This is a genomic window from Pseudomonas sp. CBS, assembly GCF_024734645.1.
In the GTDB taxonomy this organism is placed as follows: Bacteria; Pseudomonadota; Gammaproteobacteria; order Pseudomonadales; family Pseudomonadaceae; genus Aquipseudomonas.
The window spans coordinates 637478-653309 of the sequence record NZ_CP102929.1 but is presented as its reverse complement, the minus strand read 5'-3'; the positions used below and the strand labels follow the sequence as shown (position 1 = coordinate 653309).

Sequence of the window (15832 nt, the reverse complement as noted above, 5' to 3'; positions counted from 1 at the left end):
CTCGTTTTTATTAAATGTCTGATCGAATATTTAACGGGCCTTAGAAGCGCGCGTTCTGGAATTGCGCCATGGTGCTGTCGAAAGCACGCTTGACTGCGACGTCCAACGGCAGCTTGCGCAACTCTGCGGAAATGACCTCAACGCCCCATGGGCCTCGATAGCCAGTATCGAGTACAGCCTGAACAAAGGCTGGAACATCTAGTTCACCCTCACCACAGCACTTACGATGGTGAGTTGAGTCGTTGAATACATCGCCAATGAGTATGTGGTCGGCATCATCCAACTCAACACCCTTGATCAATTCCAGCGGGATCTTGCTGATTTCATCAAAGCTCATCCCGCCACGTGCAACGTGCCAGGTGTCGATCATTAGCCCGCCATTGGCGCGAACGTCTTTGGTGATGGCAATCCCCTTGTCGATCGAGTTCACACTCGCAAATGGCAAGAATTCAATGGCGACTTCGACGTCGTACTGCTTGGCCTTATCGCAGAGAATCGCAAAACTATCGCGCATGCGGGCAACATCCGGCTCACCCTCCTCGAAGAGCCCTGCCGCACCTTTGAGCTTACGCGCTCCTACTTCAGCGGCGATTTCTAGCAACTCCTTGCACATCCGGTCTGAGGCTTGCCGACGCTCGCCTTCCAGGTGCCAATCGACCAAAAACTCGACTTCAAGGTGCTTCATGCCGTTGTCATTAAAGATGGAGCGAACGGTAGACAGGCCGTGGCGGGCAATCGCATCGATGATGTCGGCATGAACAAGCCCCATGCCACGCCAGCCAGCTTTGGAAGCGGCTTCTGCGCGGGCCTGCAGGGAGAAAGGACTAATTTCACTCGGGGCACCTGGATAGGTATCGCCGGCGATAGTCCAGTAAGACGCAATAAGCTCGATCTGGTTGATATGCATGACAATGAACTCTCAAGCAGTAAGAAACAGGCGACCGGTGGCCGCGTGGGACATGGAAAGACGGGCAAGCGTTAACTCGCACCCGACACGTGTAGAGACGGGGCGGCGGCCGGTGCGTTTGAACTGGGAAGGGGTTGAGAAGTGTGCATGACGATCACCAAGCGCACGCAAATCGGCGAAAGGTGATGGTTTTGAGAACGTGGGGCATGAGATGGATTTCATGGTGAACGTCACTTCTTGTTTTTATGTGATATGAGCCCAGTCTAGTTTCTCTCAACTGACTAAAAAAGACGTATGATCGGGATACTCCTTCCCACAATCCGGGAAAATACCCGATGGATCCGTTCAAAGAGATCGAATTGTTCGTTCAGGTCGCGGAGGCCGGCAGCATCAGCAAAGCCGCCGATCGCATGGGGCTTTCCGTATCAGCGGCGAGCCGGCACCTGATTGCGCTTGAAACCCGATTGGGAGTGCGACTGGTGCAGCGTACGACCCGTCAGCTTTCGCTAACCGAAGTAGGCGCCGAATTTCTTCGGCGCAGTCGGTCGGTTCTGGCAGACCTGCGGGAGGCGGAAAGTGTCGCCAGGGATGCAGTCGTTAAGCCAAGTGGCGTTCTGCGGGTCACCGCCTCGCTGTCCTTTTGCCTGATGCATATCGAACCGTTGCTTCCCGAATTCACTCGTCGCTATCCGGAAATTAGCGTTGATGTGGTGGCGGCCAACCGCTACCTGGACGTGATGGAAAACAACGTCGATGTAGCGATCCGAACACGGCAGTTCGAGGCTGACAACAACCTCACCATTCGCCGCCTGGCGCAAACCCGCAGGATCCTGGCCGCCTCGCCGGCGTACCTGGAGGCTTACGGGATGCCGAATAACCCAATGGATCTCCTGCGCCATAAGATGCTGATCTATGACTACGCGATAAATCCCACTGAATTGCCCTTCCAGCGCCGTGGTGAAACGGTGACGGTAAATGTCCGCTCGTTCATCTCGGCCAACGATGGACAAGTAGTCCTACGGGCCGCCCTTCACGACATGGGCATCCTGGTGCAGCCAAAATACATCCTCTATGAACACCTACAACGTGGAGAGTTAATCGCTGTGCTCGATGACTGGGATCTGCCGAGGCTGACCATGAACATTGCATTCCAGACACGTCGTCATATGCCAGCCAAGGTACGCCTCTTTATTGAAGCCCTGGTGCAGCGCTTCAGAGAGAACGACTACGAGCACCTGTGGACTCGCCAAAGCTGATTATTACGCATATGAAATAAAGATTTTCAGAACAGGCATTTTTTACCAGCGATGGTAAATATAGGCTGATTTCATCGGTTGGGAGGTGCAAGTCCTCCCCTCGCCTTGCTGATGAGACTGTTTATGCACGACACGCAAGCTACTCGGCAACACCTACGCGACCTCGAAGACCGCCGTTATCAGGCAATGCTCGACGGGGATTTCGACACCTTCGCAGCATTGGCGCATCCAAACCTGCGATACACGCACTCAAACGGTGTCGTCGACTCACTGCAGAGCTATCTAGGTAAGTGCAGGGATGGCTATTACTGCTATCTGCACCTCGAACACCCCATCGATAGCATTCAGATCATCGGTGAAGTAGCCCTGATTCACGGTTCGATGTCTGGCGAGCTCATTTCCAACGGCGTACAGAAGCCGCTGCACAACCGCGCTCTGGCCGTCTGGGTGCGCGCAGATCGCGACTGGACATTCATCGCCTATCAGCCCACCCCGATCAAATAACGCCAATTTCCTCCGTTATCTCCCTCACCCGTGAGGGAGGCCTGCCCTTAACAACAACAGGAATCGTACCGTGGCCATTGCAAATTTTACTTACACTGGACTCCCTGCCCGAGTCATCTTCGGTAAAGGCTCTCTGCAACAACTCGAAGCTGAAATCGATCGACTGGGGTCTCGTCGAGCACTGATACTTTCTACCCCCGAGCAACGTAGCCAAGCAGAGCGTATCGCCGATATTCTTGGTTCACGGGCGGCGGGGATCTTCGACAAGGCGGTCATGCATGTTCCCATCGAAACGGCCCGTGAAGCCCGAGCAGTCGCTGAGAAGCTCGGGGCTGACTGCGCCATCGCGATCGGCGGAGGTTCTACGACCGGATTAGGTAAGGCTATCGCCCTTGACTCAGGCTTGCCGATTCTTGCGATTCCCACTACCTATGCGGGCTCAGAGATGACCCCCGTTTACGGTCTGACCGAAAACGGCATAAAAAAGACCGGTAGGGACATCCGCGTGCTGCCTAAAACGGTCATATACGATCCTGAACTCTCCGCCACATTACCAATAGACATGTCTGTCACCAGTGGCATGAATGCGATCGCCCATGCCGCAGAAGGCTTGTATGCGCAGGACGGCAACCCCGTGATGTCATTGGTTGCTGAAGAAGGTATTCGTGCGATGTCCGAAGGACTGGGCCGAATTATCCAAACACCCGAAGATTTGGATGCAAGGGCAGACTGCCTATACGGTGCCTGGCTCTGTAGCACCGTCTTAGGGAACGTGGGTATGGCTCTACATCATAAGCTTTGTCATACCTTGGGGGGCAGCTTCAATCTTCCCCATGCTGCTACGCATACGATTGTACTGCCTCACGCCATCGCCTATAACGCCGAAGCTGCGCCTGACGCAGCCAAGCGAATTATCCGAGCCCTTGGTGGTAAGTCTGAGTCTGCAGGTGGTGCGCTGTATGACTTGGCAAAGTCCTTGGGGGCACCTATGACGCTCAAATCGCTAGGGCTCACCGAAGCAGATCTGGATCGGGCGACTGACATCGCACTCGCCAATCCATACTGGAATCCTCGCCCGATCGAACGTGACGCCATCCGCCATTTGCTCCAAAACGCTTATGAAGGTAATCGCCCTGCGTAAGTGCTGACTGCTGACTCCTTTCCTCTCCCCGACTCGACAACAATGCAGTAATGCAGGTTCGTTCAAGCCGGGGCTTTTTATCTAGTCCAATACCGCTCGTATTCTTTCAGCTTGAAATGTTCCAGAAGGAAATCGATGAAAAGCCGCGTTTTTGCCGGCATGTAACGTCGCTCCTGGAACGCCAAATTGATAGTCAAACGCGGCAGATCCCAATCATCGAGAACAGGTAGCAACCGCCCAGCCACCAAGTCGTCGTAAATGATGTACTTCGGCTGTACCAGTATTCCCGCTCCAGCCAACGCGGCAGCCCGTACAATCTGTCCATCATTAGATTCCATCGAGGGCTGCACTTTAACCGTGACTTTTTCCTCTCCTTTGCTGAATTCCATCAAATGTGGATGGTTAGCATGGCTATAAATCAGCAGGTCATGGTCGTGAAGATCTGTAACCGTTTTGGGCGCACCGTGAGTCGCGAGATAGCTCGGTGAAGCGGCAAGTACCCTGCGGGTTTGCGCCAGTCTCCGAATCGTAATATTGGAATCTGCCTCGAACTCTCTCGTCCGAATGGCAAGGTCGATCTCGCTATCCATGATGTCATAATAGCGGTTTGCTCCTAGAATCTTGATCTTGATCCTTGGGTAGAGACGCTGGAACTCCGGAACCAGTGGTGCAAGGTGAAGCAAAGAAAATGAGACCGTTGCGGTGATGGTTAGCGTACCGGTGGGCTCAACCAGCGCGGCGTTAACAGATGCTTCCGCCTCACCTAATTCCGCCAGCAGACTCTTACACCTCCCATAAAATTCATGACCGGCATTGGTCAACGCAAGCCGTCGCGTATTGCGTTCGATCAGTCGAACCTTTAAACGGTCTTCAAGCGCCGCGAGGTGTCGACTCGCTGCCGCATTGGAAATATCCAATTTTTCGGCAGCCTTGCTCAGCCTACCCAGCTCCGCAGTCTGCACAAAAAGCTCTATTTCTGTGAAGCGATCCACTCGTTTACCTTCTTATTTTTTCATGGGTGAAATGAACAATTTCACCTTGAGTATTTTATTTCACCTCTTGGCACTTTAGCGTAGTCAGACCAGTTCGAGAAACTGACAAGTGATCTGCACGCCCCATCGCCCGTGTGTCCGATTGCACAACAAAAAACGACGCAAAAGGCCCGCCAAATGAAGAATTTAGATGAACACACCATTACCCAAGCGGTATTGACCCGCAATGCCAGTGCCAACGACAGCCGGTTGCGGGAGATCATGACGAGCTTGGTACAGCATCTACACGCGTTTGCCAGAGAAACCCGCCTTACGGAAGAAGAATGGGAGAAAGGCATCGAATTCCTGACAGCGGTTGGCCAGATCTGCACCCCTACCCGCCAGGAATTCATTTTGCTCTCGGATACCCTCGGGCTTTCTACTCTGGTGACAGCCCAAAATCATAAAAAACCCGAAGGCTGCACCGAAGCAACCGTATTCGGGCCCTTCCATGTGCAGGGTGCTCCCCGATTCGATCTCGGCGCTGACATAAGCGATGGATTGCCAGGCGTGCCATGGTTTGTTCGAGGCCAGGTACGAGATATCAATGGCAATCCTGTGCCGCACGCGGTTTTGGAAGTCTGGCAAGCCGACGATGGGGGGTTTTATGATGTACAGAAGTCTGAGCTTGAGGCTGGTGAATACCAAGGCCGCGCGGTGATTCAGGCGGACAGCAAGGGCTATTACCATTTCCGTACGATTGTACCCGAGTGCTATCCCATTCCCCACGATGGCCCGGTGGGCAAGATGCTGGAAGCACTCACCCGCCACCCTTGGCGCCCAGCTCATCTGCACTTCATGATCCTTTCAGATGATCATGAACGCTTGGTTACTCACGTGTTCCGCGAACATGGCGAGTACCTCGAGTCGGACGCAGTATTCGGCGTTCGCTCATCATTAATTGCCGATTGGGTGGAACATAAACCGGGCATTGACCCATATGGCCAACCGATTGATCAGCCCTACTACACGTTGGACTTCGACTTCGTCCTCAACCCACGTGTTCGCTAATCGCTAAAGCGGCATTAGCTACCCCGCCCGCTGTCCATCAGGATAGCGGGCTACTTCTGGAGCTCTAAATGCAATCCGTCAAACATATTGTCATGTGGAACCTGCGTGGCGAAACCGAACATGAGCGCAGTACCAATATTCAGAAACTCAAAAGTGAGTTCGAGGCTATTCGCCATGAAATCCCAGGTCTGAAGATTCTGGAAATCGGCGTCGACATCAGTCAAATCGATTACGCCTGCGACGTCGTTCTCTATTCTGAATTTGAGTCAATCCAGGCCCTTAAGGAATATGCTAATCACCCTGCTCATCTGCGAGTTCGTGAAGCACTTGGCAATCTTCGTACAGACCGCTATCAGGTCGACTATCTGAGCTAAACACTGGTCGGATTGATGGCGAGTTCTTGGGCTTGGGTTATTTTTAGGGAACGCACTGGTAGGGCGGTACATAAAAAACATCGATGCAGCGCCTTTACTTCAACTAGGGCGCCCAAGCGTTCTGCTGATTTTCAATAGGGAAGTCGGCACGGTGGACGACTCGCTATCGTTGATCAGCGACTCATCCATTCAGAACGCGCCTCCCGTCGACGATACGCTTGCTGGCCTGCCACCAAGCGAGACGGTGCATACCACTACGCCGTGACAAACACCCCACCCAGTGGAAGACCCTGCGGCGCGGACACTGCCCTGTGGTCAACACTTCATGGCATGGCTGATACAGGGCATCGAATCACGCAAGCTGATCATCAACGACGCCAGGGCACTGGTACATACGGTCGCCGATACTGTTTACCTGGTCAGGCCGGGCGTCTTCCAGCGGTACGCTCAGGAACACCCGCAGATGACGGCTCTGGCCAAGCGGGAAAAAATGCAGGAATGGCAGTAGGTACAGAAGCATTTCGAGAAGCTGATGCTGCACCGCAAACAGGGCAGTGGGCTCAAAATCTGGACCTGCCTTGTCAGCGGGCCACGCAAATCAAGGCGGTTGCATGGCTATCTGTTGCGAGATCCCAGTGATTTGTTTAGCGAGGTTGCGCCCAACAACCCGTATTTGCGGATATTCCAAGGTCAATACGACACGAGCTCGGATTGTGAAAACAGTCCACTTTACTGAGTCATACCGGGTCTGGGTAACAGGCTGACCTCGAATACGTACCTCTCTTCGCTCTTGAGATAGCGACCTCAGCCCCTCTGATTAGAGGGGGGGCGATAGGCTTATGGGTTTCAGTTGCTCCTAAGCACGGGCAACCGGTGGCTGGCTAAGGCCTTACCATGCAATGACGACGGAGTAGATCAGCGGTACGGAGAAGGCCCACGCACTGGCGAAGTGGTCAGCCAACGCCCCCATTGCAAGAGGCAGGAATGCACCGCCAACCATTGCCATCACCAAGAAAGAACCCGCTGTCTTGGTTTGCCCCCCCAATCCGCGAATGCCCGTGGCGAAAGCACTGACGTCATCATCGTTCAGTCCTGCAGGAAAATCGTCAAGTCAACGAATTGGGCCTGCGTAATGTTTCACGCCACGGAGTCAGTTCTTGCGTCCAATCCTCAATGGACGTATCTGGTTCTCACACGAACTATTATCAATATCGACGGCCCCGTCATCACGGTATCGCGACAGCGCCTAAGGCTGTGATCGCGTGCGTTGCCGATGGGCACAAGACCGCGCTGGGCGCTCATCCAGGCATGTAGCATTTCCATAACCAGGGCGGATTTTTCTTGCCGTATTTGGCGTCTTAAATCAGGAAAGTGTGATGCCCGGGAGGTACGGAGAATTGAGCGATAAGCCACAATGCTGGCAGCCTCCTGCTCGAGAGCGGAAAGCTGCATGGATTGGCGCCATAGCATCAGATGACGTGGGACCTCGGACGAGGTAATTATTAGATTCTCTTTTGTTTTTATTATGTAGATCAGAATTGCCTATGCAGTTTGGCCACCGCATAGCCATGTAAACATGAGATCGCTTTGGGAATACTCACCCACCCTTCCATCAGTCGACGAGCGCTACGGCTCACAACCGCCTTCTCAACGACCCAAGCGCAATCTTGAAACACAGTCTTGGCACCTATGGCTACGCTTCCTTCCGTGTAGCCTATACGCAGCTGACGGTCGCCAATGTCAGGTTTGTACAATTGAGTAGGGCAACCGTATCAGATAAATCACTACCGATGACAATACGGTCGCGGAACATGGTGCACACTAAATCCTTAGAGTCGAGTCAGGTTAGTCCACTGTCGATCAGTCGAAACAGATAAAACACAGCGTGTCTTCCAGGCAAAATCTTCATAGCTGGATCCTCGTAGAGGATTAAGCAGCAGCAGCTGATTTAGGGGATACTAGGCCTATAGCGGCTTTGCTGGCTGAAGAAAAGTCATCGCCTCATCAATGACAGTAGGATGGTCGATCAAGCGATTGTGCCCCAACCCTTCTGTAGTAAAGAGGCGTGCCCCTGGCCACAGCTTTGCAAATCTGGCGCCCTTCTCCCATGGCGTTTCACGGTCATGCAGGTCATGAATAATCAGAGCTGGGCTATCAAGCAACGGCAGTTGTAGAGCAGCGTCGTAATCAGCAAAGCGCCGACCTATCAGCGCATAGAGGTAGTCCTCGAACGGAGCGAACACCTCGTGCGGTATTCCAGCGGCGTCAAACTGCTGAAATACACTCTCTACCGGCGCCACGAACGGCGCTATAAGCACAAAACGCTCTGGCCGCCATTCTTTATCTTGAGCAAAGACAATAGCCGAGGCTCCCAGAGAGTGCCCGATAAAGGCAGCTGGCTTTCCGAAATGGCGTCCAACGCATCGAAGTATCTCGACAAACTGCTGCATGTGGCTGGTTTCTCCGCTGCTTGATCCATGAGCGGGCTGATCAAAACCAACCACTGCGTAGCCCATAGCTCTCAGTGCCGGGACCCAACCATCGAAACGCAACGCGTAACTTGACCATCCATGAGAAAGCAGCACATAGGGCTCACGCGAGGGGTTGCCCCACTGATAGGTGGATACCTTGATCCCGTCAAACGTCAAAGTGCTTGTTTGTACACCCGATGATGTGCTGAGTGCTGATGCTGCCTTTGCACGTCCGGCGGCCTGAGGTGTGATGAACCGTCGCGCAAGGTATCTTCCAGCGATAACTGGTGAAACTTGACAGGCTAGCCTCAAGAGGCACCGCTGAGTCAACATACGAAAATTGCTGTTAAGCTTTTTCACGGATATTCCTCATGTAGATCAGAAGAGCCGCCAGCATTAAAGCAGGCTATCTTGTCAGCGACAAGATAGCCTGGAAGCAATTTATAATTTTCATTAAAAAGAGTTTTTATGCCGAAATCAGATGCCACCCGTTCCTACCACCACGGGAATCTGGCCGCCGTCATACGCCAAGCGGCCTGGGACATTGTCGGAGAGTCAGGGGTGCGAGGCCTTTCCCTGCGAGAATGCGCGCGGCGGGCCAACGTATCTCACTCGGCACCCGCCCATCATTTTGGCTCTATGGATAATCTGCTTTCCGAGGTTGCTGCCGACGGCTATGAACGCATGATTGAAATTGTAAGTGTTGTTCAGTCAGAACTGGCAGACCCGATGATGGGATGTGGGCTGGGATACGTAAAATTCGCGAAAACCTATCCCCATCATTTTCGGCTCATGCTTGGCAGCGAGGGTGCAAACCGCACATTGCCCAGGCTTCTTAAATCCAGCGAAGCCGCTCTTCAACTGCTTCGCCAGACAATTCGCACCGGCTGGGTAGAGCAAAATGGTGTCGAACCTGACCCGGCACTGCTTGAGCTGCGCACCCTCCTTGGCTGGAGCGCGGCCCATGGTTACGCCTTGCTGGCAATAGACAGAAGACCGAATGAGATGGATGCGACCCCACCCGAAGCAGTGTTTAAGCCGCTGGCAAGGTTTCTGCTTATACCGTGACTTTTACGTTCTCAGCACTACAAGCCGGTGTCCTGTCTCATCGAGGCGACTTCGCGATCCCGGTCGTCTTCCAACTCTTGCAGGCGAACCCAAGTAATCCGCAGCATCCCTTAGTGATCATGGGTTGCTCATCAGCATGCGCACATCGTGCGGATTAGTTCAGCGGCCTGCGGCTAACCCTTCCTTGAGTTACACGCCAAGACCGCCATGACGCGGAAGAAAAGCCGCCAATACCTTGAGGGGTGATCCACGTTTTTGGATGCGGAAGGAAGCGCGCTGTAAGGAATTAGCACGACTAGACCGATAATCCCCGAAATCCATTGCAACCACGTAATACATACTGTGGCAGACATCAGGGAAAATACGCTAACGCTGAGGTGGAATGACGGAACATCGCTGCGGCGGTGGGTATGTAGTTGTAAAAGCGGCTCTTGGAATCATGTTTCATGCTCCATCCGCTGAGATGGGCCCTGCCCTGAGGGTATCAAGTTCATTTCCCAGTCCCCTTTCCCGACAAGATCCCCGTGAGGTCGTGCGTGAGGTGGCGATGACCGCCCACTCAATGATCAACACTGCGGGACTCATCAGGATCGGCTTGACATCGCTTTGCCCCACGGCAATCAGCAGCAGCGTGGAGAACAGCGGTGCCAGGTAAGACAAGGCGCCGCAGAGCGGCCGGCGTCAGATGGCGGGCTTCCTTCAGGGCATGGGTTAACGCACTCTGACCGGCGTACCCGGCGCGATGCGCAATATCAATGATCGACAAAGACGTTTGGCGCAGCAGGTCAATGGCCAGATTCAGGCGCAAGTTCGCGATATGCGAGAACGGTGTTGTGCTCCGGTGCTGCCCAAACAGCAGATACAAGCGACGCTCACTGGTGCCTGCATAACGCACAATATCATGCACCATCAGGGCAGTGCCCAGGTGCTGCTCGATGTAGGTCAGCGCGCGAGCAAGAATGAACTGACCGGGATCGCTGCGAGCCACCTCGGGCTCCGATAAAGAACACAATAGCAGTCGGCTCCACGACTCGCCATCTTGAACGAGCCGATCAACCTTGACTTGTTGCTGCTGGCATAATCGAGTAAATGCCGGCCCCCAGGCACATTAAGAGCACACCAACGCCAGAAATGGGATTACGGCGTCAGGGCATCCAATATCTCGAACGTCCTCAGCATTAGAGAACTCTTGCGATCATCCGCATCGATCCCGTCTAGCTCGCCACCGAGCCCATCACTGAGCCCCAATGGAAAGCTTGGCTTTTGAGGAAGGACGATTATAAAAAGAGAATCCTATTGCCGAACGGCACTTTGTTGCCGATCTCGCCAGAGCTTGATGTGCGCTTAGTGAGAGTCTTCACGGGTAATGTGCATTACCCGAACGCTTACAAGCGCGCACCTTAGACACCATGGATACATGCCCTTAGTCTTGGTTTGGAATACATGAAAAACCTCTCTACTTCACCGAAACAGCTTTGGTCAGATTTTGCTGCATATAGGCTAGGAATCGCCTTTGGAAAAGCATTGTGTGTTCATGGGCTGCCTGCTCAGCCTCGTCGGCGTTACGCGCCGCGATAGCCTCGACCATAACATCATGGTCACGCCCCAGGCGCGTGCTGGTGCTGGCGGTACTGATGATGTAATCAAAATGCAGGTGCAGAAGTCGCTGGCCCTCACCCAAGAGTTTCTCGTAGTAATTGATGAAATAGGGGTTTTTACCCGCCTCGGCAATCGCGATGTGAAACGCCTTGTTCGTTTCCGACATGGCCTGAAAGTCACCCGACGTCACAGCGTCGAGATAGGCGGCGTCCGCTGCGCGTATGCGTTTCAGGTCCTCCTCATCGTGCTGGGTCGCGGCCAGACGAGTCACTGCGCGCTGGATCAGATCAAGGGCAGAAACGTAGTTGGGGAAATCCTCGATCTCAAACGGTGTGACCAGCGTGGTGCGGTTGGGCAGGATGGTGACCAGGCCTTCACTGATTAGCCGCGCCAGGGCGTCCCTGACCGGTGAACGGGAAAGACCGAACTGCGCCGCGAGCGACACTTCGTCCAGTGGTGACCCTGGCTTGAGCTTAAGCGTGAGGATTTGTTTGCGAAGTTCCTCGTAGATGTATCGGCCACCATGGCGTTTGGTGCTGGTCTCGGGGGTGTCGTTGCTCATTGGCTCACTCTCAGGGTACTGACGGGTCGTTTGACCGGACGCCAGATTAACACTGGCGCTCGTTCAGTTAAAAACCTTCGCCCCAGGTGTCACTCAGCATAAAGCCCGCGGCCAGTGGGTCATCCGGATCGACGCCAATCTGGTGCATACCGTACACCCAGGCCCGCCCCGTGATGCGCGGCAACACCGCCGCGCGGCCGCCCACTTCAGTCAACCCCAGCAGCTCGACCTTGAATTCGCCACCAATGGTTGAGCGCGAAACCAGTTGGTCGCCCGGCGCCACCTGGCCACGAGCACTCAAGGTCGCCAGGTTGGCCGAACTACCAGTGCCGCAGGGCGAGCGATCGACGCGCCCGGGGGGCAGTGTGGTGCAGGTCTGCCAGGTTGAACCGTCGATGCGGTTACGAAACATCACGTAAGCCACCTCGTTCAAACTCTCTATCAACGGGTGCTGCACCGCGACCTGGCCGTTGATGATCGTTCGCAAGCGCACACCCGCCTCCGCCAGGGCGCGAGCGTGGCCAGGCGCGATGCTCAAGCCGACCTGTTCAACATCGACGAGGGCGTAGTAGACACCGCCAAAGGCAATGTCCACGTTGATCGGGCCGAACTCGTCGGTGTGGATGTGCGCATCCAGATGCTCGACAAACGCCGGCACCATATCCAGTGACACACTCACACAGCGCCCATCTACACATTGCGCCCTGGCAGTGACCAGACCCGCCGGTGTGTCCAGTACCACGGTGGTGAGCGGCTCCTCCATCGGCAGCATCCCCAACTCAAGCAGTGCCGTGACCACGCAGATGCAGTTGCTGCCCGACATTGGATGCGCTTTGTCGGCCTGCAGCACAATAAAGCCCGCCTGGGCCTCCGGACGCGTGGGCGCCAGCAGAAGGTTGACCGACATCTGCAGACACCCACGAGGCTCCAGCATCACCAGGCGACGCAGGCTGTCGTCGACTTCATTGATATGGTTCATCTTGTCGAGCATGGTCTTGCCAGGGATGTCGAGGACGCCACCGGTGATGACTTTGCCGATCTCGCCTTCGCAATGCACATCGACCAGTTGCAGCGTTTTTTTCCAGCGCATGGCGCCCTCCTTTACTTGATGTACCAGCCCCACGGCTGGTCGCTGTCGTAGCGAGTAATCTGTTTGGTTTCCAGGTAATTGTTCAAGCCCCACTCGCCCAACTCACGGCCGATCCCGCTTTGCTTGTAGCCGCCCCAGGGCGCTTCGGTGAAGGTCGGTTGCGAGCAGTTGACCCACACAATCCCGGCGCGCAGACGGCGTGCCACGCGCTCTGCCCGCTCCAGGTCTCTGGACATGACGGCCGCCGCTAGGCCGAAGCGCGAGTCGTTGGCGCTGCGCAAGGCTTCGGCTTCATCGTCGAAGGGGCGCACGCAAACCACCGGGCCAAAGATCTCTTCATTCCAGATCCAGCTGTCGACCGGGACATCCGCGAAGATCGCTGGGGTCAGGAAGTAGCCGGCTTCACAGCCGAGCGGCCGGGTGCCACCGTACAGCAGCGTGGCGCCCTCCTCCTGGCCACGGGCGACGGCTTGCAGGATCTTCTGGTACTGGGTGCTGTTGACCAAGGGCCCGAGCAGCACGCCGTCCTGCATGCCGGGGCCGATGCTGAGCTTACCGGCCTCCTCCACCAGGCGTTTCAACAACGGCTCATACAAGCCGCGCTGCACCAGTACGCGCGAGGTGGCCGAGCACACTTCCCCTTGGTTCCAGAAGATGCCGAACATGATCCACTCGACGGCTGCTTCAAGGTCGCTGTCGTCGAAAATAATGAAGGGGGATTTACCGCCCAGTTCCAGGCTGATGTTCTTGATGTCGCGGGCGGCCGCTTGCATGATTTTGGCGCCGGTTGGCACGCTGCCGGTGAATGCCAGCTTATCGATGCCTGGGTGCTCGCTCAACGGCGCCCCTGCATCCGGCCCGAGCCCCGTGACCACGTTCAACACACCGGCCGGCAGGCAGGCCTCATGGGCGATATGCGCCAGCTCCAGGGCGGTCAACGGCGTCAGCTCCGACGGTTTGAGCACCATGCAACAACCTGCGGCCAACGCCGGAGCCACCTTCCATGCAGCCATCAGCATCGGGAAATTCCAGGGGATGATCGCCCCGGCCACACCCATCGGTTCTTTGCGGGTGACGCAGGTAAAGCGCTCATCGGCCAACTGCACGTTCTGCTCTTGCCGGGTATCCAGTTGTTCGGCGAGTTCGGCGTAAAAATCGAAACAGCCCGCCGTGTCGCCGATATCCCATTGGGCCTCGGGGAACGGTTTGCCGTTATCGTGTACTTCAAGCGTCGCCAATGTGTCCAGGCGCTCACGGATACCGCTGGCGATGCGACGCAGGACAACCGCGCGTTGTGCACCGCTGGTCTGCGGCCATGGCCCCTCGTCGAAGGCCTTACGCGCAGCCTTTACCGCCAGGTCGATATCGGCGGCGGTACCAGCGGCAACCTGCGCCAACACGGCTTCATTGCTCGGGTCGAGGGTCGGGAACGTGCCACCCAGAGCAGGTTTGACCCATTGGCCGTCGATGTACAGATGCTCGTAAGACTTCATGGAAAACCTCAGTTGAACGCAAAGCGCCGGGCGCTGAAGGGGGTCAGGTCTTGGGCCGGTGGGCGGCCGCTGACCAAATCGGCAATCAGGCGCCCGGTGGTGGCGCCCAGTGTCAGCCCAAGCTGGCCGTGGCCGAAGGCCAGGAAGACATTTTTCAAGCGAGCGCTGCGGTCGATCACCGGCTTGGTATCCGGCAGGAACGGCCGATAACCGATGCCGTACTCGACATCGTCGAGTTTCAATTGCGGAAGAATCATGCGTGCCTTTTCCAGAATGATGTCGGCGCGCTTGAAGTTAGGCTCGGCATCCGGCCCGGAGAACTCGATGGTGCCGCCGATCTGCAGCCCACGGGTCATCGGCGCGAAACAGAACCCGCCATCGGCATAGATCACCGAATGACGCACTTCGACCCCCGAATGAGGTAGCAGCACCTGGTAGCCGGCGATGCCAGCCAGGGGGACCGAATCACCAATCTGGGAGAAAAACTGCCGTGAGCCCATACCTGCCGCGATCACCACATGGTCAGCCGGGTAGCGCTCTCCGTTGGCCAAGGTGACGCCACTGGCACAATCAGCGATTTCATCGATACGTTGAACCTGCCCGCGTATACGAACACCGCCTTGTTCAATAAAGCTTTGGGTCAGGGCGGCAATGAACCCCTTGGTGTCACTGACCGCGCGCCAGTCCGGGAACAGCAGGCCGTAGCTGAATTTTCCAGCCAGGGCCGGTTCTAGGTCCGCGATCGCCGCACGGTCCAGCACTTCGGACTTGAAGCCCAGGGAACGCCGCAAGTCTATATGCGGGCCTTCCTGGGCCAGGCCTTCAGGTGTATCAAACACCTCAATGATCGGCCGCTCGCCCATTAGGGATTTATCAGCGCAGCGCGCCAGCAGTGGCGCGTAGTCTTCGTAGACGCGGTGAGTCAGGGTAGCCATTTCATTGGCAATATCGACGATACGCGAATGCCGGGCGCAGGCCACGAAGCGCAGAAACCACGGCAGGATCCCCGGCAACGCGCTGGGCCGCAGTGCCAGTGGGCCCTTCTGGTCCAGCAACCAACCAGGTATCTTTTTCAGGATGCCCGGCTTGGACAGCGGGATGACCTCGCTCACGGCCATTTGCCCGCAGCTCCACTTGGCGGTGCTGTCACCCGGCGCTTGTGGGTCAATCAGCGTGACCCGATAGCCATCGCGTTGCAGGTACAAGGCGCAGCATACCCCGACAATGCCACCGCCAATGACGACCGCCGCTTGGCCCCTGGCGTACGATTGCGTGTTGATCATAAGGCACCTTAATTAGCGCAGAACTCACATGTCTAAATCCGC

At 55.8% G+C, this 15832-nt stretch carries 13 protein-coding genes and 4 pseudogenes; 7 read left to right on the top strand and 10 right to left on the bottom strand.

Annotation, left to right across the window (positions count from 1 at the left end):
• Nucleotides 1–40: 40 nt before the first annotated feature.
• Nucleotides 41–907, bottom strand: coding sequence for a sugar phosphate isomerase/epimerase (locus tag NVB75_RS02850; RefSeq protein ID WP_258345867.1), 867 nt, complete (start codon nucleotides 905–907; stop codon nucleotides 41–43).
• A gap of 335 nt (nucleotides 908–1242) precedes the next feature.
• Between NVB75_RS02850 and NVB75_RS02845 the strand changes: the two genes are divergently transcribed.
• The 3 genes from NVB75_RS02845 (at nucleotide 1243) to NVB75_RS02835 (ending at nucleotide 3808) form a co-directional block, all read left to right on the top strand.
• Entirely contained in the window at nucleotides 1243–2163 is a 921-nt protein-coding gene (locus tag NVB75_RS02845; RefSeq protein ID WP_258345866.1) for a LysR family transcriptional regulator, read from the top strand.
• 123 nt (nucleotides 2164–2286) lie between these two features.
• Complete coding sequence (locus NVB75_RS02840) at nucleotides 2287–2667, top strand: nuclear transport factor 2 family protein (RefSeq protein WP_258345865.1); 381 nt, start codon at nucleotides 2287–2289, stop codon at nucleotides 2665–2667.
• Nucleotides 2668–2743: 76 nt separating this feature from the next.
• Nucleotides 2744–3808, top strand: a complete 1065-nt coding sequence (locus tag NVB75_RS02835) for a maleylacetate reductase (protein WP_375378930.1) — start codon at nucleotides 2744–2746, stop codon at nucleotides 3806–3808.
• Between the two features lie 77 nt (nucleotides 3809–3885).
• Here NVB75_RS02835 and NVB75_RS02830 read toward each other — a convergent pair whose 3' ends face one another.
• On the bottom strand, nucleotides 3886–4800 hold the full coding sequence (locus tag NVB75_RS02830) for a LysR family transcriptional regulator (protein WP_258345863.1): 915 nt from the start codon (nucleotides 4798–4800) through the stop codon (nucleotides 3886–3888).
• A 177-nt stretch (nucleotides 4801–4977) separates the two neighbouring features.
• Here NVB75_RS02830 and NVB75_RS02825 point away from each other — a divergent pair, with 177 nt between their 5' ends.
• The 3 genes and pseudogenes from NVB75_RS02825 to NVB75_RS02815 all read left to right on the top strand — a co-directional run.
• Nucleotides 4978–5850: an intradiol ring-cleavage dioxygenase gene (locus NVB75_RS02825; RefSeq protein WP_258345862.1), complete on the top strand. Its 873-nt coding sequence runs from the start codon at nucleotides 4978–4980 to the stop codon at nucleotides 5848–5850.
• Between the two features lie 68 nt (nucleotides 5851–5918).
• A complete protein-coding gene (locus tag NVB75_RS02820; protein WP_258345860.1) occupies nucleotides 5919–6224 on the top strand; it encodes a Dabb family protein in 306 nt (101 codons plus the stop codon).
• A 277-nt stretch (nucleotides 6225–6501) separates the two neighbouring features.
• Nucleotides 6502–6960, top strand: a pseudogene (locus NVB75_RS02815) (conjugal transfer nickase/helicase domain-containing protein); the annotation flags it as partial.
• A 417-nt stretch (nucleotides 6961–7377) separates the two neighbouring features.
• Here NVB75_RS02815 and NVB75_RS02810 read toward each other — a convergent pair.
• Together NVB75_RS02810 and NVB75_RS02800 are read right to left on the bottom strand one after the other, a co-directional pair.
• Nucleotides 7378–7592: pseudogene (locus NVB75_RS02810) on the bottom strand (transposase); the annotation flags it as partial.
• Between the two features lie 596 nt (nucleotides 7593–8188).
• A complete protein-coding gene (locus tag NVB75_RS02800) occupies nucleotides 8189–9028 on the bottom strand; it encodes an alpha/beta hydrolase (protein ID WP_258348501.1) in 840 nt (279 codons plus the stop codon).
• 135 nt (nucleotides 9029–9163) lie between these two features.
• On the opposite strand from NVB75_RS02800, the gene NVB75_RS02795 reads away from it, so the two are divergent.
• Entirely contained in the window at nucleotides 9164–9763 is a 600-nt protein-coding gene (locus tag NVB75_RS02795) for a TetR/AcrR family transcriptional regulator (RefSeq protein ID WP_258345856.1), read from the top strand.
• Nucleotides 9764–10207: 444 nt separating this feature from the next.
• Here NVB75_RS02795 and NVB75_RS02790 read toward each other — a convergent pair.
• From NVB75_RS02790 to NVB75_RS02765, 6 genes and pseudogenes are all read right to left on the bottom strand, one after another.
• Nucleotides 10208–10435 (bottom strand): annotated as a pseudogene (locus NVB75_RS02790) (hypothetical protein); the annotation flags it as partial.
• Nucleotides 10436–10484: 49 nt separating this feature from the next.
• A pseudogene (locus NVB75_RS02785) lies at nucleotides 10485–10673 on the bottom strand (helix-turn-helix domain-containing protein); the annotation flags it as partial.
• A gap of 546 nt (nucleotides 10674–11219) precedes the next feature.
• Entirely contained in the window at nucleotides 11220–11924 is a 705-nt protein-coding gene (locus NVB75_RS02780; RefSeq protein ID WP_258345855.1) for a GntR family transcriptional regulator, read from the bottom strand.
• 67 nt (nucleotides 11925–11991) lie between these two features.
• On the bottom strand, nucleotides 11992–13014 hold the full coding sequence (locus NVB75_RS02775; protein ID WP_258345854.1) for a proline racemase family protein: 1023 nt from the start codon (nucleotides 13012–13014) through the stop codon (nucleotides 11992–11994).
• An 11-nt stretch (nucleotides 13015–13025) separates the two neighbouring features.
• The gene (locus NVB75_RS02770; protein ID WP_258345853.1) at nucleotides 13026–14507 is read right to left on the bottom strand and encodes an aldehyde dehydrogenase family protein; all 1482 of its coding nucleotides are present in this window, start codon (nucleotides 14505–14507) and stop codon (nucleotides 13026–13028) included.
• An 8-nt stretch (nucleotides 14508–14515) separates the two neighbouring features.
• Entirely contained in the window at nucleotides 14516–15790 is a 1275-nt protein-coding gene (locus tag NVB75_RS02765) for an FAD-binding oxidoreductase (RefSeq protein WP_258345852.1), read from the bottom strand.
• Nucleotides 15791–15832 lie beyond the last annotated feature (42 nt).